The organism is Streptomyces apocyni (assembly GCF_009739465.1).
GTDB classification, from domain to species: Bacteria; Actinomycetota; Actinomycetes; order Streptomycetales; family Streptomycetaceae; genus Streptomyces; species Streptomyces apocyni.
Genome location: NZ_WHOM01000061.1, coordinates 96,716 through 117,948, shown reverse-complemented (window position 1 = coordinate 117,948; position 21,233 = coordinate 96,716). Strand labels below are relative to the sequence as shown.

The following is a 21,233-nucleotide window of genomic DNA, read 5'->3' as shown; positions in this document are numbered from 1 at the left end:
ATCGGGTCCATGCGCGATCTCGATGGCTCTCTTCGGCCAAGGCCCGGCTCGGTGACGGCGGTGCGCGTTAGGTTTGTCCCCGCCAACCGCCAACCGCCAACCGCCAACCGCCGTCCCGGCAACCCGGAATCCCGGTACACAGAGGACAGGTGAACGTATGGATCGGCCCACGACCACCCACCACTGGTCTCCGTCAGTGACGCGTCCCCGAAGCCTTACCGCGCTCCTCGCCGTCGTCGTGCTCGCCGGGATGCTGGGGGCGTGTGCGGAGAGTCCCGAAGGGTCGGAGGGGTCTGGGGAATCCCCGGAAGGGGCGGCCGGGATATCCGTCACCTTCCGCGCCAAAGGTGCGGTGAGCGGCGCGCAGTTGAGTCAGGCCGCGGACCAGATGAAGCAGCGGGCCGACTCTCTGGGCCTCAAGGACGTGCGGAGCGACGTCACCGGCGGTGAGATCACCATCCGGGCCGCCGGCGCCAGCGAAAAGACCCTGAAGGCCCTCGGGCGGACCGGTGCACTCGCGTTCAGACCTGTTGTCGCACTGTCTCCCGGCGCGGCCGGGCAGTGCGAAGACCTGCGGCGCGAGGCTGCCACGCGCGGGGCGGGTTTCGTGGCTGTGTGTGGGTCCCAGGCGGTAGCTGAGGGCAAGGAAGAGGTTCTCGACTACCTCCTCGAGCCCGCTGCCCTGGTGGGCTCCGACGTGGCGGGAGCCGCAGCGCAGCGCGACTCGAGCCGTGCGTCCTGGGTCGTGACGCTGGCCTTCACATCGAAGGGGGCGGCGAAGTTCGCCGACGTCACCGGTGAACTGGCGGGCCAGCAGCCGCCCCGGAATCAGTTCGCGATCGTTCTGGACGATGAGGTGCTCTCGGCACCCTCTGTCCTGCAGTCGATCGCTGGCGGGCGGGCGGAGATCTCGGGGAATTACACCCAGGACTCGGCGCGGGAACTTGCCTCGCTCGTGGAATACGGCTCCCTCCCGGTCCACCTGAACGTCGCCAGCGTGCGGCGAAACCGCCGCTAACGGGTGAGGGTCACGCGTGCGCACGTGCGGGGCTGGTACCTGTGGCAGCCCAAATCGCCCCACCACAGGAGGTATTCCGATGTCACCGCGCCAGCTCATGGGCACAGCCGCCAGCCTCACGCTGCTGCTGTTCGCCGCCCCGGCCGCGTACGCCGCACCCGCGTCACCCGGACTGGCCGACCCGTACGAGAGGGTGACCGTCGCCTCGACGGGCCGCGTCCTTGAGGACGGCACGGTCACGTTGTCCGGCACCTATCGCTGTACGGGGAGTAGGGGGCCCGTGTTCGTGAGCGCATCGCTGGGCCAGGGCGAGAGCGCCGTACGCAAGGGCGTCGGTGGCACCAAGGCGATCTGCGACGGCGCCGTGCGCACCTGGACGAACACCGAACGCACGGAGCCGGGCCGCTTCGAGCCCGGCTCGGCGCACGTCGAGGCCACGGTGATGGAACTGCGCTCCACTGGCGGCCTCCCGCAGCCGTACTTCCACGCGGCCCACCAGCAGGACGTCATGTTGAACGGCTGACCCCGGGTCGGATCGAGCGCCGACCTCGCTGAACGGCGGTCAGCGGTTCGGTGAGGATCGGCGCGTGGCGCGCCGCCCTCAGGCGGCGGTACGCCGACTCATCACGGGTTCGCCGAGCGTGCGGGCGGCATGGCACAGCGTCTGGCCGTGCTCGGCGAAGAGGGCGTCCCGGGACGGGAAGTAGCCCAGGTCCGCGCGCACGGCGCCGGAGAGGTCGAAGGCCGAGCACCCGGCCGGGGCGCAGTCCGTAGCGCAGGTCTGGCCCGTCCAGTCCACCGCGGTGGCGGCCACCGCGTCAAAGAGGGTCTCCTCGCCCTGGTTGGTGAACCCCTGCGGCCGACGCGCCGTCAGCTCCGTCAGCGGCCCGTACAGCTCCGAGAAATCCACCCAGGCGCCCTCCAGGTGGAACTGCGGCCAGGCCAGCACGACCCGCTCGGGAACCAGCCGGTGCAGCCGCGCGAAACGCGGCCGCCAGAACGCCCCGTCCACGAGCAGCCCCCGGACCCGGCTGGGCACACCCGCCGCGCGGGCGACGGCCTCCAGTACGGCCATCCGCTGACTGCACGAGCCGCGGCCGCGCGCCAGCGTCCGCGAGGCCGGTCGCGTGTCATCGAGCGCGTAGACGGGCCGGACGCTGGCGCGGATCATCTGGTGTGCCGAGATGAGGGTCGCGCGGGCCGCGTCGGTACCGGTGGTGGCGGGCCCTTCCTGTCTGGCCTGTCTGGCCCGCCGTAGCAGCGCCTGGATCCGCGGGTCCCGCCAGTCCAGAATCCTGGTCGCTCCCAGGTGGTGGGCAGCGGGCGTATCGCATGAGGATGGCGTCATAGCCGCCCAATCTGCCGGGTGACCGGCGGGCGGCGCAAGAAGATCACTGGGACGCTGGGACAGGACAGTGCGGTCAGGAGGGTCGGGGCATGACCCAGCAGCCGCGATGTACTAGAGTTATCTCGACATCGAGATAACTGCCGAGGCGCACCGCAGCCGCACGCCAAGATTGAGTTTGGCGGTAAGGGCAACCTAACTAAGCCTTACCTTAGCGGATCGGCGGCAAGCCGTGGCGGCAGGATGCGGTGGTACGCGCATACATATGAAGGAGACTGTCGTGTCGGCGAACAGCTTCGACGCCCGCGCCACGCTGCGCGTGGGCGACGAGTCGTACGAGATCTTCAGGCTGGACAAGGTCGAGGGCTCCGCACGCCTTCCCTACAGCCTGAAGGTGCTGCTGGAGAACCTGCTCCGCACGGAGGACGGCGCGAACATCACCGCCGACCACATCCGGGCGCTCGGCGGCTGGGACTCCCAGGCCCAGCCCGCCCAGGAGATCCAGTTCACGCCGGCTCGCGTGATCATGCAGGACTTCACCGGTGTGCCCTGCGTCGTGGACCTCGCGACCATGCGTGAGGCCGTGAAGGAGCTCGGCGGCGACCCCGCGAAGATCAACCCGCTGGCCCCGGCCGAGCTGGTCATCGACCACTCCGTCATCGCCGACAAGTTCGGCACCGCGGAGGCCTTCGGTCAGAACGTCGAGCTGGAGTACGGCCGCAACCGCGAGCGCTACCAGTTCCTGCGCTGGGGCCAGACCGCGTTCGACGAGTTCAAGGTCGTCCCGCCGGGCACCGGCATCGTCCACCAGGTGAACATCGAGCACCTGGCGCGTACGGTCATGGTCCGGAACGGCCAGGCGTACCCCGACACCCTCGTCGGCACCGACTCGCACACCACCATGGTCAACGGCCTTGGCGTGCTCGGCTGGGGCGTCGGCGGCATCGAGGCCGAGGCCGCGATGCTCGGCCAGCCGGTCTCCATGCTCATCCCGCGCGTCGTCGGCTTCAAGCTGACCGGCGAGCTGAAGCCGGGCACCACCGCCACCGACCTCGTGCTGACCATCACCGAGATGCTGCGCAAGCACGGCGTCGTCGGCAAGTTCGTCGAGTTCTACGGCGAGGGCGTCGCCGCCACCTCGCTCGCCAACCGCGCCACCATCGGCAACATGTCGCCGGAGTTCGGCTCCACCGCCGCGATCTTCCCGATCGACGACGAGACGCTGAAGTACCTGCGCCTGACGGGCCGCGACGAGCAGCAGGTCGCCCTCGTCGAGGCGTACGCCAAGGAGCAGGGCCTCTGGCTCGACCCGGCCGCCGAGCCCGACTTCTCCGAGAAGCTGGAGCTGGACCTCTCGACGGTCGTCCCCTCCATCGCCGGCCCGAAGCGCCCGCAGGACCGCATCGTCCTCGCGAAGGCCGCCGAGCAGTTCGGCCAGGACGTCCGCAACTACGTGGACGACGACATGGAGGCGAGCAAGGAGTCCTTCCCGGCCTCCGACGCCCCGGCGAACACGCCGAACGGCGGACCGTCGAAGCCGGTCCCCGTGACCGCCCCCGACGGTTCGACGTACGAGATCGACCACGGTGCGGTGACGGTCGCGGCCATCACCTCCTGCACCAACACCTCGAACCCGTACGTCATGGTCGCCGCCGCCCTGGTGGCCAAGAAGGCGGTGGAGAAGGGCCTGACCCGCAAGCCGTGGGTCAAGACCACCCTCGCCCCGGGCTCCAAGGTCGTCACCGACTACTTCGACAAGGCGGGGCTCACCCCCTACCTCGACAAGGTCGGCTTCAACCTGGTCGGCTACGGCTGCACCACCTGCATCGGCAACTCGGGCCCGCTGCCCGACGAGGTCTCCAAGGCCGTCAACGACCACGACCTCGCGGTCACTTCGGTGCTCTCCGGCAACCGCAACTTCGAGGGCCGGATCAACCCCGACGTCAAGATGAACTACCTGGCGTCCCCGCCGCTGGTCGTCGCGTACGCCCTCGCGGGCTCCATGAAGGTGGACATCACCACCGAGGCGCTCGGTGCCGACCAGGACGGCAACCCGGTCTACCTGAAGGACATCTGGCCCTCCGAGGCCGAGGTCAACGACGTCGTGGCCAACGCCATCGGCGAGGACATGTTCAACAAGTCCTACCAGGACGTCTTCGCGGGCGACGCCCAGTGGCAGGCGCTGCCGATCCCGACCGGCAACACCTTCGAGTGGGACGCCGAGTCGACGTACGTCCGTAAGCCCCCCTACTTCGAGGGCATGACGATGGAGACCACCCCGGTCTCCGACATCACCGGCGCGCGCGTCCTGGCCAAGCTGGGCGACTCGGTCACCACCGACCACATCTCCCCGGCCGGTGCCATCAAGGCCGACACCCCGGCGGGCCAGTACCTCACGGAGCACGGCGTCGAGCGCCGCGACTTCAACAGCTACGGCTCGCGCCGCGGCAACCACGAGGTCATGATCCGCGGTACGTTCGCCAACATCCGCCTGCGCAACCAGATCGCGCCGGGCACCGAGGGCGGCTTCACCCGCGACTTCACCCAGGCCGACGCGCCGGTGTCGTTCATCTACGACGCCTCGCGCAACTACATCGACCAGGGCATCCCGCTGGTCGTCCTCGCGGGCAAGGAGTACGGCTCCGGATCGTCCCGTGACTGGGCCGCCAAGGGCACCGCGCTGCTCGGCGTCAAGGCCGTCATCGCCGAGTCGTACGAGCGTATCCACCGCTCCAACCTCATCGGCATGGGCGTCCTCCCGCTGCAGTTCCCGGCGGGCCTGACGGCCGAGTCCCTCGGGCTCACCGGCGAGGAGACCTTCTCCTTCACCGGCGTGACCGAGCTGAACAACGGCACCACGCCGAGCACGGTCAAGGTCACCACCGACACGGGTGTGGAGTTCGACGCGGTCGTCCGCATCGACACCCCGGGTGAGGCGGACTACTACCGCAACGGCGGCATCATGCAGTACGTGCTGCGCAGCCTGATCCGCAAGTAAGGGATCAGGTAGGGCTGTTGGGCCGCGTCCCCGGTATCGCCGGGGGCGCGGCCCGCTGCCGTTCAGGTCAGCAGTACCCGGGCCCGGCACCGCGACGGCGTCCCCCACGCCGTGCGCAGCGCGCGCGCCTTCCGTATCCACAGCGACAGGTCCAGCTCCTCGGTGTAGCCGAGTGCGCCGTGCAGGTGGAGCGCGGTCCGCGAGGCGGTGTACGCGGCCTCGCAGGCGGTCACCTTCGCGGCGGCGACCTCACGGGCGGTCGCCGCCCGGTCCGTGCCCGCCAGGGCCAGAGCGGCCGAGTACACCAACGGCTGGGCGAACTCCAGCGCGACGAGGGTGTCGGCGAGCCGGTGCTTCACGGCCTGGAACGTCCCGATCGGCACCCCGAACTGGGTTCGCTGCCTGACGTAGCCGACCGTCCGCTCCAGCAGCGCCCGGCCAAGCCCGAGCGCCTGCGCCGCCGTGGCGAGCGCGGCGTACTCGGCGGCGTACTCGGCGGCTTCGGCGACAGCGGGCCCCCGCGCGAGCGGCTCACCGGTGCTGACGACGGGCCGGGCCAGTCGGCGCACCGGATCGGCCGACGGCTGTACGGGGCCGGTGGTCTCCGCGAGGCGCGCCGTGTCACCGTCCACGACCAGCACCACGTCGGCCGTATCGGCGTCCAGTGCGTACGGGCTGAAGGCGGACGGCATGCCGTACGAAGCCATCGTCTTGCCGGACGCCAGCGACGGCAGCCACGCCGCGCCCACCTCCACCCCCCGCTGGCCGAGCCGGTCCCAGAAGGCGGCCGCCGCCACCGTCTCCACCACCGGACCCGGCACCGCGTGCCGCCCCAACCGCTCGAACGCGACGGCCAGTTCCACCGGCAGCGGCCCTAGCCCCTCATACCGCTCGGGCACGGCGAGCGCGAACACCCCCGCCCGCGCCAGCCGCTCCCAGAGCGCACGTCCTGCGGCCGGTTCACCGCCAGACCAGGCGCGCACCACCGCCGGTGTGTCGGCCGCGTGCAGCAGCGTGTCCAGCGAGCGGGCGAAATCGTGTTGCTCGTCGTCGACGAGGAACTTCATCACGGGCGTCCTTCGGGGTGTGCGTGGCGACTCCATCAGCGGCGCCCCTTCGGCAGGCCCAGCAGGCGCTCGGCGATGATGTCCCGCTGGATCTCGTTCGTACCGGCGTAGAGGGGACCGGCGAGGGAGAAGGTGTATCCCTCGGACCAACTGCCGTGCGCGGGTGCGTCAGTGGCCTCGTCGGAGAGCTCGCCCAGCGGCCCCAGCAGATCCAGGGCCGTCTCATGCAGCGCGATGTCCAGCTCGGACCAGAAGACCTTGTTCAGGCTGGACTCCGCGCCGATCGACCCCCCGGCCGCGATCCGCGACGCCCCCGCGAAGGTGAACAGCTGATACGCCCGCGCGCCGATCACGGCGTCAGCGACGCGGTCACGCAGCGCCGTGTCGGCGGGGTCGGCGCGCTCGTCCCACAGCCCCCGCAGCCGCTCGGCGGCCGCGATGAAGCGCCCCGGGCTGCGTAGCGTCAGCCCGCGTTCGTTTGCCGCCGTGCTCATCGCCACCCGCCAGCCCTGCCCGGGCTCGCCGATCACGTCCTCATCCGGTACGAAGACGCCGTCGAGGAAGAGTTCGGCGAACGCGGGCTTGCCGTCGAGCCGCCCGATCGGCCGTACGGTGACGCCCTCCGCGTCCAGCGGGAACATCAGATACGTCAGCCCGCGATGCGGCCGGTCCGCGTCCTTGTCCGGGTCGGAGCGGAAGAGCCCGAACGCACGGTCCGCGAACGCCGCCCGCGAGGACCAGGTCTTCAGCCCGCTCAAGCGCCAGCCGCCGTCGGCCCGTACCGCGGTGGAGCGCAGCGAGGCGAGATCGGAGCCCGCCTCGGGCTCGGACCAGGCCTGCGCCCAGACCACGTCGCCGCGGGCCATCGGCGGCAGGACGCGGGCGCGCTGCTCGGCGGTGCCATGGTCGAAGAGGGTGGGGGCCAGGAGGCTGATGCCGTTCTGGCTGACGCGGCCGGGCGCCCCGGCAGCGTAGTACTCCTCCTCGAAGATCAGCCACTGAAGGAGTGAGGCGCCCCGACCGCCGTACTCCTGTGGCCAGTTGACCGCCGACCAGCGGTCGGTGTGCAGGGTGGCTTCCCACTCCCGGTGGGCTGCGAACCCGTCGGCGGTCTCCAGCGACGGCAGGGGAGTGGCGGGCACCTTCGCGCGGAGCCAGGCACGCGCCTCGGCGCGGAAGGCGTCCTCCGCGGCGGTGAAGTCGAGGTCCATCAGTCGCCCGCTTCCTCTCCGCTTCCCTAACAAGTGTTTGGTAGATTAACGTACGGGATCACAGTCGTCGAGGCGTCGTCTCGTCCCGAAAGAGGGCCGGTTCATGACCAACCCGCACCCGCCCCCACACCCACACCCACACCCGCCCCCGCCGTACGAGCCCGGCCACAGCCTGCTGACCGGCCGCCATGCCGTCATCACCGCCGCCGCGGGCGCCGGAATCGGCGGCGCGACGGCCCGCCGCCTCCTCGAAGAGGGCGCCGACGTCGTCGTATCGGACGCGCACGCCCGCCGGTTGAAGGAGACCGAGGCCGAGCTGGGCGCCGCGTACGGCCCCGAGCGGGTCGCCGCGCTGCCCTGCGACGTCACCGACGAGGCGCAGGTCGCCGCCCTGTTCGGCCTCGCCGAAGAGCGCCACGGCCGCCTCGACATCGTCGTCAACAACGCCGGACTCGGCGGCACCACGGACCTGGTGGACATGACCGACGCCGAGTGGGACAAGGTCCTGGACGTCACCCTCGGCGGCACCTTCCGCTGCACCCGCGCCGCCCTGCGCCGTATGAAGGCGGCGGGCCACGGCGGCGTCATCGTCAACAACGCCTCCGTGGTCGGCTGGCGCGCCCAGAAGGGCCAGTCCCACTACGCGGCCGCCAAAGCCGGGGTGATGGCCCTGACCCGCTGCGCGGCACTGGAGGCCGCGGACTTCGGCGTACGGGTCAACGCGGTGGCGCCCAGCCTCGCCATGCACCCGCACCTGGTGAAGGTCACCACCCCCGAGCTGCTCCAAGAGCTCACCGCGCGCGAGGCGTTCGGCCGGTACGCGGAGCCCTGGGAGGTCGCGAACACCATCGTCTTCCTGGCCAGCGGCTACTCCTCGTACCTCACCGGCGAGGTGATCTCGGTGAGCAGCCAGCACGCGTGACGCGGGCAGCGGCACCCTGTAGGGAGCGGGCAACCCTGTAGGGAGCGGCACCCTGTAGGTAACGGACCAAGGAGGCGTCGCGGCCATGGCCGAGGCATACATCGTCGAAGCGGTACGCACCCCGGTCGGCAAGCGGAACGGCGGCCTGGCCGCCGTCCACCCCGCCGACCTCGGCGCCCATGTGCTCAGGGCGCTCGTCGAGCGCTCGGGGATCGATCCGGGGGCCGTCGAGGACGTCGTCTTCGGCTGCCTGGACACGGTCGGCCCGCAGGCCGGTGACATCGCCCGTACCTGCTGGCTGGCCGCCGGTCTGCCCGAGGAAGTGCCGGGCGTGACCGTGGACCGGCAGTGCGGCTCGTCGCAGCAGGCCGTGCACTTCGCCGCGCAGGCCGTGCTGTCCGGCACCAGCGACCTGGTGGTCGCGGGCGGCGTACAGAACATGTCCCAGGTACCGATCGCCTTCGCGTCCCGCCAGGCCGCCGAGCCGCTCGGCCTGACCGAAGGCCCGTTCCTGGGCAGCGAGGGCTGGCGGGCCCGGTACGGCGACGCGCCGGTCGACCAGTTCCACGGCGCCGAACTGATCGCCCGGCAGTGGGGGATCACCCGCCGCGCCATGGAGGAGTTCGCCCTCGGCTCCCACGAGCGAGCGCTACGGGCCATCGACGAGGGCCGCTTCGACCGCGAGATCTCCGCGTACGGGGAGGTGCGGGTCGACGAGGGGCCGCGTCGGGGCACGTCGCTGGAGAAGATGGCCGCACTGAAGCCGGTCGTCGACGGCGGCCTGCTGACGGCGGCCGTCTCCTCGCAGGTCTCCGACGGCGCGTCGGCGCTGCTGATCGCCAGCGAGCGGGCGGTCCAGGAGCACGGGCTGACGCCCCGCGCCCGGATTCACCACCTCTCGGCGCGTGGCGAGGACCCGATCCGGATGCTGTCCGCACCGATCCCGGCCACCGCGTACGCGCTGAAGAAGGCGGGGATGACCCTGGACGCCATCGACCTGGTGGAGATAAACGAGGCGTTCGCCCCGGTGGTCCTGGCCTGGCTCAAGGAGACCGGAGCCGACCCCGCGAAGGTCAACGTCAACGGCGGCGCGATCGCGCTCGGCCACCCGCTCGGCGCCACGGGAGCGCGGCTCATGACGACCCTGCTGCACGAGCTGGAGCGGACCGGGGGCCGGTTCGGCCTCCAGACGATGTGCGAGGGCGGGGGACAGGCCAACGTGACCATCATCGAGCGCTTGTGAGCGCCTGACATCGAGCGCTTATAGGCACCTGGCATCGAGCGCTTGTAGGCGCCTGGCTTGACTCGGTGCCCGCGGGGCGATGAGTTTCGCCGCGCTCGGCGGTCTCACTGAGTAGCGCCTCAAGAGGCGATGGCCAGCGACGGATGCCAGGCTGAGGTCGGCATCCGTGTGCAGCGTGAAAGGAGTCACTCCATGATCACCACTGACTTTGTGCCCGGCTCACCGTCCTGGATCGACCTCGGAGCCCCCGACGTCCAGGCCGCGGCCCGCTTCTACGGCGCCGTCTTCGGCTGGGATTTCGAGTCCATGGGCGAGGAGGCGGGTGACTACGGCTTCCTACGGAAGGACGGCAAGGCGGTCGGCGCGATCGGCCGGCTCACCGAGGAGGGTGCCAAGCCCGCGTGGATGGTCTACTTCCACACGGACAACGTCGACGCCACGGTCCAGCAGACCGAGAAGGCCGGCGGCACCGTACGGACCCCCGCGACGGACGCCATGGGCGCGGGCAAGTTCGCCCAGCTCAGCGACGCGCAGGGGGCCCAGTTCGCCGTCTGGGAGCCGAACACGATGCCGGGCCTCGAGGCAGCCGACGAGCCGGGCTCGCTGTGCTGGGTCGAACTCATGACGACCGACGCGGAGGGCGCGAAGGCGTTCTACGGTGACCTCTTCGGCTGGCAGACGACCGCGTTCCCGCTGCCGGGCGCCGAGGGTATGACGTACTGGATGATCACTCCGGCCGGGCAGCCCGAAGAGCGTATGCACGGCGGCCTCATGGAGATGAGCGCGAAGGACCTCCCCCTGACCGGTGGACGCCCTTACTGGCACCCGGTATTCGCCACGGCGGACTGCGACGCGACGGTCGCGAAGGTGACGGGCAACGGCGGCACCATCAACATGGGCCCGGAGGACGCGGAGGGCGTCGGCCGACTGGCGGTCTGCGTGGACCCGTCCGGGGCGGAATTCGTGGTGCTCACCCCTGCTCCGATGTGACGGGGCTGAGAGGGCTGAGAGGGCTGAGAGCGGCGAGCGTGGTGGGTGGGGTGGGTGTGGTGAGCGCGGCGAGGTTCTGACGGGTCCGAAGGGCCTCGGTCATCACCCGTTCCACCAGCTCGGCGCAGCTGGGCAGGTCGTCGATCACCCCCGCGACCTGCCCGGAGGCCATCACACCGAGGTCGGCGCGGCCCTCAACCATCGCGGCTCTGAGCATCATGGGTGTGTTGGCGGCCAGCAGCATCTGACTCCAGGTCAGTTCCTTGCCGTGCTTCATCGCCCGGCCATCGCGGGCCAGACGCGCCCAGCTGAGACCGGACAGGCGCCGGAAGGCGGCGGCGTGCCGCACGGCCCGCAGGAGCGCCATGGCCCGGCCGGAGCGCTCCAGCGAATCCACCAGGTCGGTACGGAGCATGCGGTGCGGCAGCCCGTCCACCTTGGTGCTCACGGTGACGTCCTTGACCGACGCGGCCAGGTACCTCGCCTTCACCGCGTCCGGCACCGTGCTGTCCGACGTGAGCAGAAAGCGGGTGCCCATCCCGATCCCGGCTGCCCCGTACGCCAGCGCCGCGACCAGACCCCGCCCGTCGTGGAAGCCGCCCGCCGCGATCACCGGGATGTCCACGGCGTCCACCACCTGGGGCAGCAGCACGGTGGTGGCGACGTCCCCGGTGTGGCCGCCACCCTCGCCGCCCTGCACCAGCACCGCGTCAGCGCCCCACGCGGCGACCTTCTCCGCGTGCCGCCGGGCGCCGACGGACGGGATGACGACGACCCCGGCGTCCTTCAGGCGCGCGATCAGCTCCCGCGAGGGCGCCAGCGCGAACGACGCGACCCCTACCCCCTCCTCGACGATGATCCGCACCCGCTCGGCCGCGTCCCCGGCGTCCGCCCGCAGATTGACCCCGAAGGGCGCGTCCGTACGGGACGTGACCTCACGGACCGCCGCGCGCAGCTCCGGCACCGTCATGGTGGCCGACGCGAGGATGCCCAGTGCGCCCGCGTTCGCGGTGGCCGAGACCAGCCGGGGACCGGCCACCCAGCCCATACCGGTCTGCACGAGCGGATGGCGCACGCCGACCAGGTCGGTGAGCGGGGTGCGGATGCTGATGTCGCCCGTCTCGCTCGTCTCGCCCATCTCGCCCGTCTCGCTCATGTCGTTCACGTCGCTCATCGCCTGGCCCGTCTCGCTCGTCGGGCCCGTATGGCTCGTCTCGCTCATCCGCGGACCTCGCGCTCTCGCAGCCCCTGGGGGTCGATCCGCTCGCGGATCAGCCGGAGTTCGGCCGCAGTCGGCTCCCGGGTGTGCGGGACATCGTCCGGTACGGCCAGCGGGAACCCGGTGGCGTCGGCCACCTGCCCGGCTGTGACCCCCGGATGCAGGGAGCGCAGCCGCATCGATCGGTCCGGCGTCTCGAAGTCAAAGACGGCCAGGTCGCTGATGACGCGCGGGATGCGGTGGTAGCGACTTGCGGAGGATCCGGCCGCGGCCGCGTTGTCGTACCCGACGCCTGACACGACGTCGACCTTCTCGACGAAGACGCGGAGCGAGTGCCGGGGTACCCAGTAACTCGTCGGGTTGTTGAGGGTGTTGACGGGCGCGCCGCGCATGCCGAGGAGCTGTCGGGTCGGCCGTTCCCAGTCACCGATACAGGAGATGTTCTGGTTACCGTACCGGTCGAGCTGGCTGGCGCCCATCATCACATGCCGCCGCCCGGTGGCGGCCAGCGCGAGGTGCTGCCGGTAGGGCAGCCACCCCTCGACAACCCGTGGCGCCTCGCCCAGCGCCGGGGCATCCGCGATGAGTTGGGCCTCTCCGTCGGTCAGGAGCAGGTCGGGGGAGAAGGTGAGCCGCGCCAGCCGGGCCCCGATGGTCGGCACCGTACCCATGGGGGCGGCGAGGATCTCGCCCGCGCCGCGCCAGGCCTCAGCGCAGGCGATGACACAGTACTCGGCGCGGGTGACGGGGATGGCGGTCGTGGCCTCTGGCGGCGTACTCATACGTCCCCCTGCTGGCGCTGGTCCTGGCGCTGGTCCTGGTGGTGGTCCTGGTGGTGGAAGGCCGCGACGGCGGCCTGGTACGCGTCCTCGTCCCCGGACAGGAAGCGGTCGCCGAAGGCCCGCCACTGCTCCGGATCGCGGGCGGCGCGGGCGTAGGCGGCCTGGAAGGCCTCGTCCCGCTCGTAGTCGGGGGCGCAGGAGGTGAAGTGCGCGCCGCCCGGCGTCTCGACCACACCGCTCACGAACGCGCGCTTCACGAGGAGCGTCTGCGGCCCCGTCCCCTGCTCCTTGAGCAGGTCCGCGCTCTCCACGATCCGCTCGCAGGACACGTACGCCTGATCGGCCGCCTCGCAGAACAGGTCGTCGAAGTACGGGTCGGGGCCCAGGTACTGGCCGTTGCCATGGGCGTCGGCCCGGTTGAGGTGGACCAGTGCCGCGTCCAGCCGCAGCGCGGGTGCCGCCATCAGCTCCTCGCCGTCCTCGTACGGCGAAGTGACCGTACGGAGCTGAGGGTTGACGCGTAACACGTCCGAGCCGAGCCCGGCCCTGACCGGCAGGAACGGCAGCCGTTGGGCCGCGGCGGTCAGGCCCCACATGACCATCGCCTCGTCCAGTTCCGTCAGTTCGAACGCACCGCGCTGCCTGGCCGCCGTGAAGTGCGGCTCCAGCGGGATGGAGTCGAGCGTGACGAAGGCCGTGACCAGCCTGCGGATCTTCCCCGCGGCGGCGAGCAGTCCCACGTCCGGGCCGCCGTACGACACCACCGTCAAGTCCCTGACGTCGGACCGTAGGAGCGCGCGGACCAGCGCCATCGGCTTACGGCGCGCCCCCCAGCCGCCGATACCGAGGGTCATGCCGTTCTCGAGGCGGCTGATCACATCGTCGGGGGTCATGGTCTTGTCGCGGCTCATGAGCTGCCCTTCCGGTTCGTGCCGCCGAAGGTGTCCCGGACGCGATCGGCGACGCCGCTGAGGTTGGCCTCAAAGGTGAAGCCCTGCTCGAAGCGGTAGCTGCGGTGTACGTCGACGGGGTCGATGCCGTTGATCGCGGCCTTCGCCAGCCGTAGCAGGTACCCGTCCTTGGCAGCGATCTCGCCCGCTAGCTCTAGGGCGGAGGAGTGGAGTTGCTCACGCGGTACGACCTGCCACACCGAACCGTGCCGATACAGCTCGGCCGCCGTCACGGTGCGCGAGGTGTAGTAGAGGGCGCGCATCAGATGCTGGGGGACCAGCCGCGCCAGATGGGTCGCGGCGCCGAGCGCGCCCCGGTCCAGCTCGGGCAGACCGAAGGTGGCGTCCTCGCTGGCGACGATCGCGTCGGCGTTGCCGACGAGCCCGATGCCGCCGCCCAGGCAAAAGCCGTGCACGGCGGCCACCACCGGCACCTCGCAGTCGTAGATGGCCCCGAATGCCGCGTGGCAGCCACGGTTGGCGCCGATGAGACCCTCGTGCCCGGGTGCGGTCGCGGTCGCAGCCGCAGCCGCAGCCGCGGTCGAGGTCGCGGTCGAGATCGCGTTCGCCTGGCTCCGCGGCTCCTGGATCTCCTGGATCTCCTTGATGTCGACGCCCGCGTTGAAGCCGCGACCGGCCGCCGCGAGCACCACGCACCGAACCTTGGGATCGGCCCCCGCCGTGCGCACCGCGCTGGCCAGGTCGTACCAGCCTTGTACCGGAAGGGCGTTGACCGGTGGGAAGTCCACGGTGACGACGGCGACGCCCTCTTGTGGGGCGGAGGTGGAGACACTCATGAGCGGATCAGCTACCTTTCCACCTAACAAATGTTAGGTGGAAAGGTAGCAGTGGCGGAGACGTCGCGGGAGGTGTCCGTTGGCAGTGACCATCGATCTGTCGGGTTACGTGGCCGTCGTCACCGGCGGCACACGCGGGGTCGGCGCTGGCATCAGCCGGGCGCTGCTCGAGGCTGGCGCGGACGTCGTGGCCTGCGCGCGGAGGCCCCCGGAACAGCCTGTGGCCGCGGCGGGCCGTACGGCCCGCTTCCTGCCCGTAGACCTGCGTGACCCCGAGTCAGTCAGCGCGCTCTTCGCCCAGGTCAAGGGCGAGTACGGCCGCCTGGACACCCTGGTCAACAACGCGGGCGGCACCCCGTACCGGCTGCTCGGTGGCGGTGGCGGTGGTGGTGGTGGCCGTGGCGGCGGTGGCGGTGGTGGCCGTGGCGGCCATGTCGACGCTGACGCCGATGCCCGACACGCGGCCCGCACCATTGAACTCAACCTGATCACCCCGCTCACCGCCTCGCTCGCCGCGTACGGCCTGATGCGGGAGCAGGAGCGCGGCGGTTCGATCGTGATGATCGGCAGCGTCAGTGGAACCCGGCCGTCCCCCGGCACCGCCGCGTACGGGGCGGCCAAGGCCGGACTGGAGAACCTGGCCCGTTCGCTGGCCGTCGAGTGGGCGCCGAAGGTGCGGGTCAACACCCTGGTCCTCGGCATGGTCCACACCGAACTCTCCCACCTCCACTACGGCGACGAGGACGGCATCGCCGCCGTCGGCCGCACCGTCCCGCTCGGCCGCCTTGCGGACCCGTCCGAGGTGGGCGACGCCTGCGTCTTCCTCACGTCGGACCGAGCCGCGTACATCAGCGGCGCCGCGCTGCCGCTGCATGGGGGCGGCGAGCGCCCGGCGTTTCTGGACGCGGCAGCAGCCAACTAGCGGTTATCCGCCCACCACTGAAGGGTTGTCACCATGACGGGAATCTGCTCCGGCCGGGTTGTCGCCGTCACCGGCGCGGGCCGAGGCCTCGGCCGCGCACACGCGCTCGCCTTCGCCGCCGAGGGCGCGTCGGTCGTGGTCAACGACCTGGACGTCGGCCTGGACGGAGCGGGCGAGGGAGGGGAGGGTGGGGGAGTGGGAGCGAGCCCCGCCCAACAGGTGGTCAACGAGATCACGGCGCGCGGCGGCCAGGCCGTAGCCCACGGCGGTGACATCGCTACGAGCGAGGGCGCGGCGACGTTGGTGGCGACAGCGCTGGAGTCCTTCGGCCGCCTGGACACGCTTGTCAACAACGCGGGCTTCCTCCGCGACCGGATGCTGGTGAACCTCGACGAGGACGACTGGGACGCGGTGATCCGCGTCCACCTCAAGGGCCACTTCCTGCCGCTCAAGTACGCCGCCCGGTACTGGCGCGCCGAGTCGAAGGCTGGGCGTACCCCCGTAGCCCGAGTGATTAACACGAGCTCCGGCGCTGGCCTGCTGGGCAGCGTCGGCCAGGGCAACTACGCGGCGGCCAAGGCCGGGATCATCGGCCTCACCCTGGTTTCCGCCACCGAACTGGCCCCGTACGGCGTCCAGGTCAACGCCCTCGCCCCGGCAGCCCGCACCCGCATGACCGAGCAGGTCTTCGCGAGCACGATGGCCGCACCGGGTGGGGGCGCCCCCGATGACGCCTTCGACGCGATGGCCCCCGAGAACGTCTCCCCTCTCGTCGTCTGGCTCGGCTCACCCGCCTGCGACGGAGTGACGGGCCGGGTCTTCGAAGCGGAAGCGGGCCGCATTACGGTCATGGAGGGCTGGCGCCCCGGCCCCACCGCCGACAAGGGCGCCCGCTGGACCCCACCTGAAGCAGGCGAAACCGTACGCGAACTCCTCACAGCGGCCGAGCCCCCTCAACCGGTATACGGCTCAGCCCACTGACTGCGGCAGGTGGGGGCGTGGTGGCCGGGGTGGTGCTGCCCCCGGTCCACGGAACCGCAGACAGCCCTTGCCCATGTCCTGTCCGACCAGCCCCGAACAGCCCGCTACGGGGTGACGCGGTGGGGTCGGGTCGGTGTCGTGGTGGGCCAGTACCGCGTTGGGCACCGGTGGCCGCCCGGTCCGTCCGATGATGGCAGGTCCGGCCCGGGCATCAAGGGCGCTCCCTACGGTCGCGTCGGCTCCGCCGATTCCGCTACCGCTCCACCCTTGACACCCGACCCGGACCCGCGAACGCGAGGTACACCGGGCGGCCAAAAACGGGGCAGCGGGACGGGTGGGGGAGGGGCGCGCGTTTCGCTGCCGGGTGCGGACTAGTTGTTGGGGCGCATGAGGGGGCGGGGTGGTGCCACACCGGCTCAGCGTCTGCGGATGATTGCGGGATGCGAGTGCTGGGGTGTGGCCTGGCTGGGTCTGTATCTGCGACCCCCTGTCGGAGGTAAGAGGAGACTTTGGGACAGCAAGCTGCCTCTTTTATCTGGCTTTTGGTGTCGCAAAGTCGCACTTCACTTCCCGACCTGACCCCACCAGCCCCAGACGTACCCCTCCCGCCCCACCGGTCGGTGGCCGGTGGGGCGGGTGGGTGGTGCCGCCCCGGCTCGGCGGCTGCGGGTGGAGGGACGGGGCGCGGCGGTGGTCGCGGGGATGCGGCGAGTCTGGCCAGCAGATCGTCGAGGTCGGATGTGGTGAACCTCTACCGGAACGGCTGTGCCGCGGCGTTGTAGTCGTAGGCGGCCAGGTAGGCCACAGCACCGCCGCGACCGTACTCATGGTTGACGCGCATCACACCATCACGAGTGGGAGTCCAGGACGGTGAGTTCGTCTGCGGAAAGACGAAGAGCGCCGGTGGCCACGTTCTGGGCGAGGTGTTCAGGGTCGCCGGTGCCGGGGATGGCCAGCACGTGGGCGCCCTGATGCAGGGTCCACGCCAGCCGGATCTGGGCTGGGCTCAGATGATGGGCGCGGGCGATGGCGTGCACCTCTGCGCTGTCTTCGGTGGTCGCGCCGCCTTCGCGTCCGGTGCCGGCGATCGAGTAGAACGGCACGAACGCGATGTGCTGTTCGCCGCAGCTGCGCAGGAATTCCTTCTGCTCGGGTGACGCGCCGACGCCGTACATGTTCTGGACGCAGACCACCGGCGCGATGGTCTGGGCCTCGGAGAGGTGGTGGGGGCGGACGTTGGACAGGCCCAGGTGACGGATGAGTCCGGCCTTGCGCAGTTCGGCGAGTGCGCCGAAGCGTTCAGCGATGGAATCGGTGCCGACGATGCGCAGGTTCACCACGTCGAGGTGGTCGCGTCCGAGCTGGCGCAGGTTCTCCTCGACTTGGCCGCGCAGCTGCTCGGGGCTAGCGTGCGGTAGCCACTGCCCCGAGGGATCGCGGCCCGGTCCGACCTTGGTGCTGATGACGAGATCGTCCTGGTAGGGGGTCAGGGCTTGGTTGATCAGCTCGTTGGCCGAGCGCAGCGGTGAGAAGTAGAACGCGGCGGTGTCGATGTGGTTCACCCCGAGCTCGACCGCGCGGCGCAGCACACCAACCGCCTGGTCGCGATCGCGCGGGACGGCGTCGGCTGCGAACGCCTCGCCGTGCTGGGGCAGGCGCATCGCGCCGAAACCGACCCGGTTGACCGTCAGGTCGCCAAGCTGGAAGGTGCCCGATGCCGCTGCGGTGATCGTCTGTGAGGTCATGGCGAGATGATCTCCGAACGGTACGCTGGACCGCCAATGATTCACACATGAATGAATCCCTTGAGGAGTGGTCGTCCTGGCAGAGCTGGCGTTCTCGACGAGCGATCTGGCGCAAGTGCGGTTCGCCGTCTCACCGATGTGGGAGATCGCGCCCAGCTTCCGACTGCTCACGTCCACCGCCGCGCATCTGGTCCACCGACCCTGGACCGACCAGGTACGGCCGCGTCTGGTTGCCGCCGGGCTGAACCGAGGCTGGCTCTCCGAGCTGATCCCGCTCACCGGCTACGTCCCCGACTTCCCCACCGCGGCCCCCGGCACGCGGGCCCCCACGCTGGCAGCAGACCTGGATGCGATCCTCACCTCACCCTCCGATGGGGTACGCCAGGACCTCGACCACCTGGCCCGCCACCAGGGGAATCTCGGCCCCCGGCTGCGGACCTTCACGCCGACCCGCAGACCCCCCTGGCTAAGGTCATCGAAGAGATCGAAACGTACTGGGAGCTCGCACTGGCCCCCTACTGGGCGCGGATACGGGTAGTGCTGGACGCGGACGTCTTCTACCGGGCTCGCATGGCCGCCGAAGACGGTGCGGGGCCCCTCTTCAACGACCTGCACACTTCGGTGAGCTGGGACGACAATGGGCTGCAGCTGGACCGCCCGCCCCGGTCGGGAGTAAGAGGAGACTTCGGGACAGCAAGTCGCCCCTTTTGTCCCGCTTTTGGTGTCTCAAGTCGCACCTTTACTCCCCGCCATGACCCCACCAGCCCCAGACGCACCCTCCCGCACCGCCCGTCCCACCTGGTTTCGTGCGCACCGGTCACCCCCACCTGCCGCAGTCGCTGAGCCGGTGTCGGACCACCCATCCCCCTCGTGCGCCCCGCAACCACAACCGGTCCGCACTCGGCAGCGAAACGCCAGCCCCTCCCGAAGCGCTGCCCGCCGCCTCCCCTGGGCCGTCCTCCCACGGTCTGCATAGCGGGGACGGGACGGGTGTCAAGGGTGGAGCGACAGCGGAATCGGCGCAGCCGACGCGACCAAAGGGAGCGCCCTTGACGGCCGGCCCGGCCCCGCGACCATCGAGACTAGAGGGCGGCCATCCCCGTACCCTCACGGACGCTGGGCGCCCCCGACACCGCCCATTCCGGCCGCCGCGCCCTGCGTTCCGGGGCGGCCGTCGGGGCGTACTTGCCCTCGTTGGGTAGCCGTGTCAGCCACGCTGGGTCCGCCGCGTTGGCGGCAGACGTTGGTGAGGCACTTGGCCGTGCGAAACAGGGCAGACAGTCACTGTTCGCGACATCCATCTCGTGGCCGCGGCACATCACCCAGAGGTCTCAACTCGGAAAAGCCGGTGGCCAAACCCGTGCTCGATCTTGCCCATCCGAGCGTGAGTGGACTATACCTGTCGGCGTCTGCCTATCTGTTCGACCGGTCGTATCCACACACGACACAAGCAGCCAGCAACCAGCAGCCAGTAACCCCAGCTTCACTCCACCGCGGTGCCGGGGAGGGTCCGGTTCACCGCCTGAGTCCTGTAGAAGGCGAGGACTTGAGCATGGGATCTTCCAATTCGGCTCGGCAAGACCAGGAGGGCCCGGGGCACCAGGAGGGCCTGGGGCGCCGGGATTTGATCAAGCGTTCCGCCGCGGTCGGCCTGGTCGCGATACCCACCATGGGCTTCCTGTCCGCCTGCGCGAGCGGCAGCGGCGACAGCGACGACAACAAGGTCGACAAGGGGAAGAAGACCGACGACAACCCGCTCGGGGTCAACGAGAGCGCGGGGATGGAGTTCGTCCTCTTCAACGGCGGGTTTGGTGACGAGTACGCCAAGGACGCGGTCAAGGAGTACGAGAAGAAGTTCCCGAAGGCGAAGGTCAAGTTCCGTTCCACGACGGAGATCACCCCCGAGCTCCAGCCGCGCTTCAACAGCGGCAGCCCCCCGGACCTGATCGACAACTCCGGTGCGAAGCAGATGGACATGGGCGTCCTGGCGAGCAAGAAGCAGCTCGCCGACCTCACCCCGCTACTCGACGCGCCGTCGATCGACGACCCGGCCAAGAAGGTACGGGACACCCTGCGGCCCGGCATCGTCGAGATGGGGCAGCTCGACGGCGACCCGGTGCTGATCATGTACTACGCGTACACCGTCTATGGGGTGTGGTACTCGAAGAAGCTCCTCGCCTCGCTGGACGCCGAGTACCCAGAGAACTGGGACGACATGCTCGCCGTCTGCGCCAAGGCGAAGAAGAAGGGCATCGCGCCCTGGACCTACGCGGGCAAGCACCCGTACTACATCCCCTTCTCGCTCTACCCGATGATCGCCAAGGTCGGCGGCCGCGAGGTGCTCGACGCGATCGACAACCTTGAGCCCAACGCGTGGAAGCACCCCGCCGTAAAGGCCTGCTTCGAGGCGTACTACGAGTTGTACAAGAAGGGGTACATCCTCAAGGGCACCCCGGGCCTTGACCACATCCAGTCGCAGACCGCCTGGACGGAGGGCAAGGCGCTCTTCCTGCCCAACGGCTCCTGGGTGGAGAACGAGGCGGCCAAGACCATGCCGGACGACTTCGACCTCGCCGTCTCCGCGCCGTCCGGGATCGACGACTCGGACAAGATGCCGTTCGGCACCATGTGGGCGGCGGGCGGTGAGCCCTTCATCGTTCCGTCCAAGTCCAAGAACCCGGACGGGGGCATGGAGCAACTGCGCATCATGCTCGGCGAGTCCGCGTCGAAGAACTTCACCGGAAAGGTGAAGTCGCTGACCGCCTACAACGGCGGCACCGACGGCCTCCAGCTGACCCCGGGCCTGAAGTCGGCCGTCGCCGCGCTGGAGACGGCCGGTGACAACGTGGTCAACCCCCGGATGCAGGACTGGTACGTGGCCCTGCAGAAGGAGAAGATCGGCGTCGGCGGCCTGGGCGAGATGATGGCCGGGCGGCTCACCCCGGTCGAGGCCATCAAGAAGATCCAGAAGTACGCCGACGAGACGGCGAAGGACGACTCCATCAAGAAGTACAAGCACCGCTGAGTGCGTCGGCGGCCGGGG

The 21,233-nt window shown here is 70.2% G+C and carries 18 protein-coding genes; 10 read left to right on the top strand and 8 right to left on the bottom strand.

Annotated elements, in window-relative coordinates:
* Positions 1 to 352: 352 nt before the first annotated feature.
* Positions 353 to 1,018 (top strand): preprotein translocase subunit SecD, encoded by a 666-nt coding sequence (locus GCN81_RS17085; RefSeq protein WP_156725497.1) that lies wholly within the window; start codon positions 353 to 355, stop codon positions 1,016 to 1,018.
* Positions 1,019 to 1,097: 79 nt separating this feature from the next.
* Positions 1,098 to 1,541, top strand: coding sequence for a DUF6299 family protein (locus GCN81_RS17080; protein ID WP_156725496.1), 444 nt, complete (start codon positions 1,098 to 1,100; stop codon positions 1,539 to 1,541).
* Between the two features lie 78 nt (positions 1,542 to 1,619).
* Here GCN81_RS17080 and GCN81_RS17075 read toward each other — a convergent pair whose 3' ends face one another.
* Positions 1,620 to 2,366, bottom strand: coding sequence for a transglutaminase-like domain-containing protein (locus tag GCN81_RS17075; protein ID WP_156725495.1), 747 nt, complete (start codon positions 2,364 to 2,366; stop codon positions 1,620 to 1,622).
* A 277-nt stretch (positions 2,367 to 2,643) separates the two neighbouring features.
* Between GCN81_RS17075 and acnA the strand changes: the two genes are divergently transcribed.
* Positions 2,644 to 5,361 carry an aconitate hydratase AcnA gene (acnA, locus tag GCN81_RS17070; RefSeq protein ID WP_156725494.1) on the top strand — a complete coding sequence of 906 codons (2,718 nt, stop codon included), beginning with the start codon at positions 2,644 to 2,646 and terminating at the stop codon, positions 5,359 to 5,361.
* 62 nt (positions 5,362 to 5,423) lie between these two features.
* Here acnA and GCN81_RS17065 read toward each other — a convergent pair whose 3' ends face one another.
* Entirely contained in the window at positions 5,424 to 6,428 is a 1,005-nt protein-coding gene (locus tag GCN81_RS17065; RefSeq protein WP_156725493.1) for an acyl-CoA dehydrogenase family protein, read from the bottom strand.
* 35 nt (positions 6,429 to 6,463) lie between these two features.
* On the bottom strand, positions 6,464 to 7,639 hold the full coding sequence (locus GCN81_RS17060; protein WP_156725492.1) for an acyl-CoA dehydrogenase family protein: 1,176 nt from the start codon (positions 7,637 to 7,639) through the stop codon (positions 6,464 to 6,466).
* Positions 7,640 to 7,742: 103 nt separating this feature from the next.
* Here GCN81_RS17060 and GCN81_RS17055 point away from each other — a divergent pair, with 103 nt between their 5' ends.
* The 3 genes from GCN81_RS17055 to GCN81_RS17045 all read left to right on the top strand — a co-directional run bounded on the left by GCN81_RS17055 (position 7,743) and on the right by GCN81_RS17045 (position 10,794).
* Positions 7,743 to 8,561, top strand: coding sequence for an SDR family oxidoreductase (locus GCN81_RS17055; RefSeq protein ID WP_156725491.1), 819 nt, complete (start codon positions 7,743 to 7,745; stop codon positions 8,559 to 8,561).
* An 85-nt stretch (positions 8,562 to 8,646) separates the two neighbouring features.
* Positions 8,647 to 9,804, top strand: coding sequence for an acetyl-CoA C-acetyltransferase (locus tag GCN81_RS17050; protein WP_156725490.1), 1,158 nt, complete (start codon positions 8,647 to 8,649; stop codon positions 9,802 to 9,804).
* A gap of 192 nt (positions 9,805 to 9,996) precedes the next feature.
* Positions 9,997 to 10,794: a VOC family protein gene (locus GCN81_RS17045; RefSeq protein WP_156725489.1), complete on the top strand. Its 798-nt coding sequence runs from the start codon at positions 9,997 to 9,999 to the stop codon at positions 10,792 to 10,794.
* On the opposite strand, the gene GCN81_RS17040 is transcribed toward GCN81_RS17045, so the two are convergent.
* From GCN81_RS17040 to GCN81_RS17025, 4 genes are all read right to left on the bottom strand, one after another.
* The gene (locus tag GCN81_RS17040; RefSeq protein ID WP_267904593.1) at positions 10,775 to 11,932 is read right to left on the bottom strand and encodes an NAD(P)H-dependent flavin oxidoreductase; all 1,158 of its coding nucleotides are present in this window, start codon (positions 11,930 to 11,932) and stop codon (positions 10,775 to 10,777) included. The two genes, GCN81_RS17045 and GCN81_RS17040, sit on opposite strands and share 20 nt — an antisense overlap.
* Positions 11,933 to 12,012: 80 nt before the next feature.
* The gene (locus tag GCN81_RS17035; RefSeq protein ID WP_156725488.1) at positions 12,013 to 12,795 is read right to left on the bottom strand and encodes a CoA-transferase subunit beta; all 783 of its coding nucleotides are present in this window, start codon (positions 12,793 to 12,795) and stop codon (positions 12,013 to 12,015) included.
* A complete protein-coding gene (locus GCN81_RS17030) occupies positions 12,792 to 13,706 on the bottom strand; it encodes a CoA transferase subunit A (protein WP_156725487.1) in 915 nt (304 codons plus the stop codon). The genes GCN81_RS17035 and GCN81_RS17030 overlap by 4 nt, the downstream gene beginning before the upstream one ends.
* The gene (locus tag GCN81_RS17025) at positions 13,703 to 14,542 is read right to left on the bottom strand and encodes an enoyl-CoA hydratase family protein (protein ID WP_156725486.1); all 840 of its coding nucleotides are present in this window, start codon (positions 14,540 to 14,542) and stop codon (positions 13,703 to 13,705) included. Before GCN81_RS17025 ends, GCN81_RS17030 begins: the two co-directional genes overlap by 4 nt.
* A 79-nt stretch (positions 14,543 to 14,621) precedes the next feature.
* Between GCN81_RS17025 and GCN81_RS17020 the strand changes: the two genes are divergently transcribed.
* Together GCN81_RS17020 and GCN81_RS17015 are read left to right on the top strand one after the other, a co-directional pair.
* Complete coding sequence (locus GCN81_RS17020) at positions 14,622 to 15,464, top strand: SDR family oxidoreductase (RefSeq protein ID WP_156725485.1); 843 nt, start codon at positions 14,622 to 14,624, stop codon at positions 15,462 to 15,464.
* Positions 15,465 to 15,497: 33 nt separating this feature from the next.
* Positions 15,498 to 16,445, top strand: coding sequence for an SDR family oxidoreductase (locus tag GCN81_RS17015; RefSeq protein WP_156725484.1), 948 nt, complete (start codon positions 15,498 to 15,500; stop codon positions 16,443 to 16,445).
* 848 nt (positions 16,446 to 17,293) lie between these two features.
* Here GCN81_RS17015 and GCN81_RS17010 read toward each other — a convergent pair.
* Positions 17,294 to 18,190, bottom strand: coding sequence for an aldo/keto reductase (locus GCN81_RS17010; protein ID WP_156725483.1), 897 nt, complete (start codon positions 18,188 to 18,190; stop codon positions 17,294 to 17,296).
* Positions 18,191 to 18,257: 67 nt separating this feature from the next.
* Here GCN81_RS17010 and GCN81_RS17005 point away from each other — a divergent pair, with 67 nt between their 5' ends.
* Together GCN81_RS17005 and ngcE are read left to right on the top strand one after the other, a co-directional pair.
* Positions 18,258 to 18,728 (top strand): hypothetical protein, encoded by a 471-nt coding sequence (locus GCN81_RS17005; RefSeq protein ID WP_197287678.1) that lies wholly within the window; start codon positions 18,258 to 18,260, stop codon positions 18,726 to 18,728.
* Between the two features lie 1,014 nt (positions 18,729 to 19,742).
* On the top strand, positions 19,743 to 21,215 hold the full coding sequence (gene ngcE / locus GCN81_RS17000) for an N-acetylglucosamine/diacetylchitobiose ABC transporter substrate-binding protein (RefSeq protein WP_156725482.1): 1,473 nt from the start codon (positions 19,743 to 19,745) through the stop codon (positions 21,213 to 21,215).
* Positions 21,216 to 21,233: the final 18 nt, after the last annotated feature.

Bases quoted from the DNA above. Each gene is read 5' to 3' on its own strand.
- GCN81_RS17080 (WP_156725496.1), top strand. From the start codon at position 1,098: ATGTCACCGCGCCAGCTCATGGGCACAGCCGCCAGCCTCACGCTGCTG.
- GCN81_RS17075 (WP_156725495.1), bottom strand. From the start codon at position 2,366: ATGACGCCATCCTCATGCGATACGCCCGCTGCCCACCACCTGGGAGCG.
- GCN81_RS17065 (WP_156725493.1), bottom strand. From the start codon at position 6,428: ATGAAGTTCCTCGTCGACGACGAGCAACACGATTTCGCCCGCTCGCTG.
- GCN81_RS17060 (WP_156725492.1), bottom strand. From the start codon at position 7,639: ATGGACCTCGACTTCACCGCCGCGGAGGACGCCTTCCGCGCCGAGGCG.
- GCN81_RS17055 (WP_156725491.1), top strand. From the start codon at position 7,743: ATGACCAACCCGCACCCGCCCCCACACCCACACCCACACCCGCCCCCG.
- GCN81_RS17050 (WP_156725490.1), top strand. From the start codon at position 8,647: ATGGCCGAGGCATACATCGTCGAAGCGGTACGCACCCCGGTCGGCAAG.
- GCN81_RS17045 (WP_156725489.1), top strand. From the start codon at position 9,997: ATGATCACCACTGACTTTGTGCCCGGCTCACCGTCCTGGATCGACCTC.
- GCN81_RS17040 (WP_267904593.1), bottom strand. From the start codon at position 11,932: ATGGGCGAGACGAGCGAGACGGGCGACATCAGCATCCGCACCCCGCTC.
- GCN81_RS17035 (WP_156725488.1), bottom strand. From the start codon at position 12,795: ATGAGTACGCCGCCAGAGGCCACGACCGCCATCCCCGTCACCCGCGCC.
- GCN81_RS17030 (WP_156725487.1), bottom strand. From the start codon at position 13,706: ATGAGCCGCGACAAGACCATGACCCCCGACGATGTGATCAGCCGCCTC.
- GCN81_RS17025 (WP_156725486.1), bottom strand. From the start codon at position 14,542: ATGAGTGTCTCCACCTCCGCCCCACAAGAGGGCGTCGCCGTCGTCACC.
- GCN81_RS17015 (WP_156725484.1), top strand. From the start codon at position 15,498: ATGACGGGAATCTGCTCCGGCCGGGTTGTCGCCGTCACCGGCGCGGGC.
- GCN81_RS17010 (WP_156725483.1), bottom strand. From the start codon at position 18,190: ATGACCTCACAGACGATCACCGCAGCGGCATCGGGCACCTTCCAGCTT.
- ngcE (WP_156725482.1), top strand. From the start codon at position 19,743: ATGGGATCTTCCAATTCGGCTCGGCAAGACCAGGAGGGCCCGGGGCAC.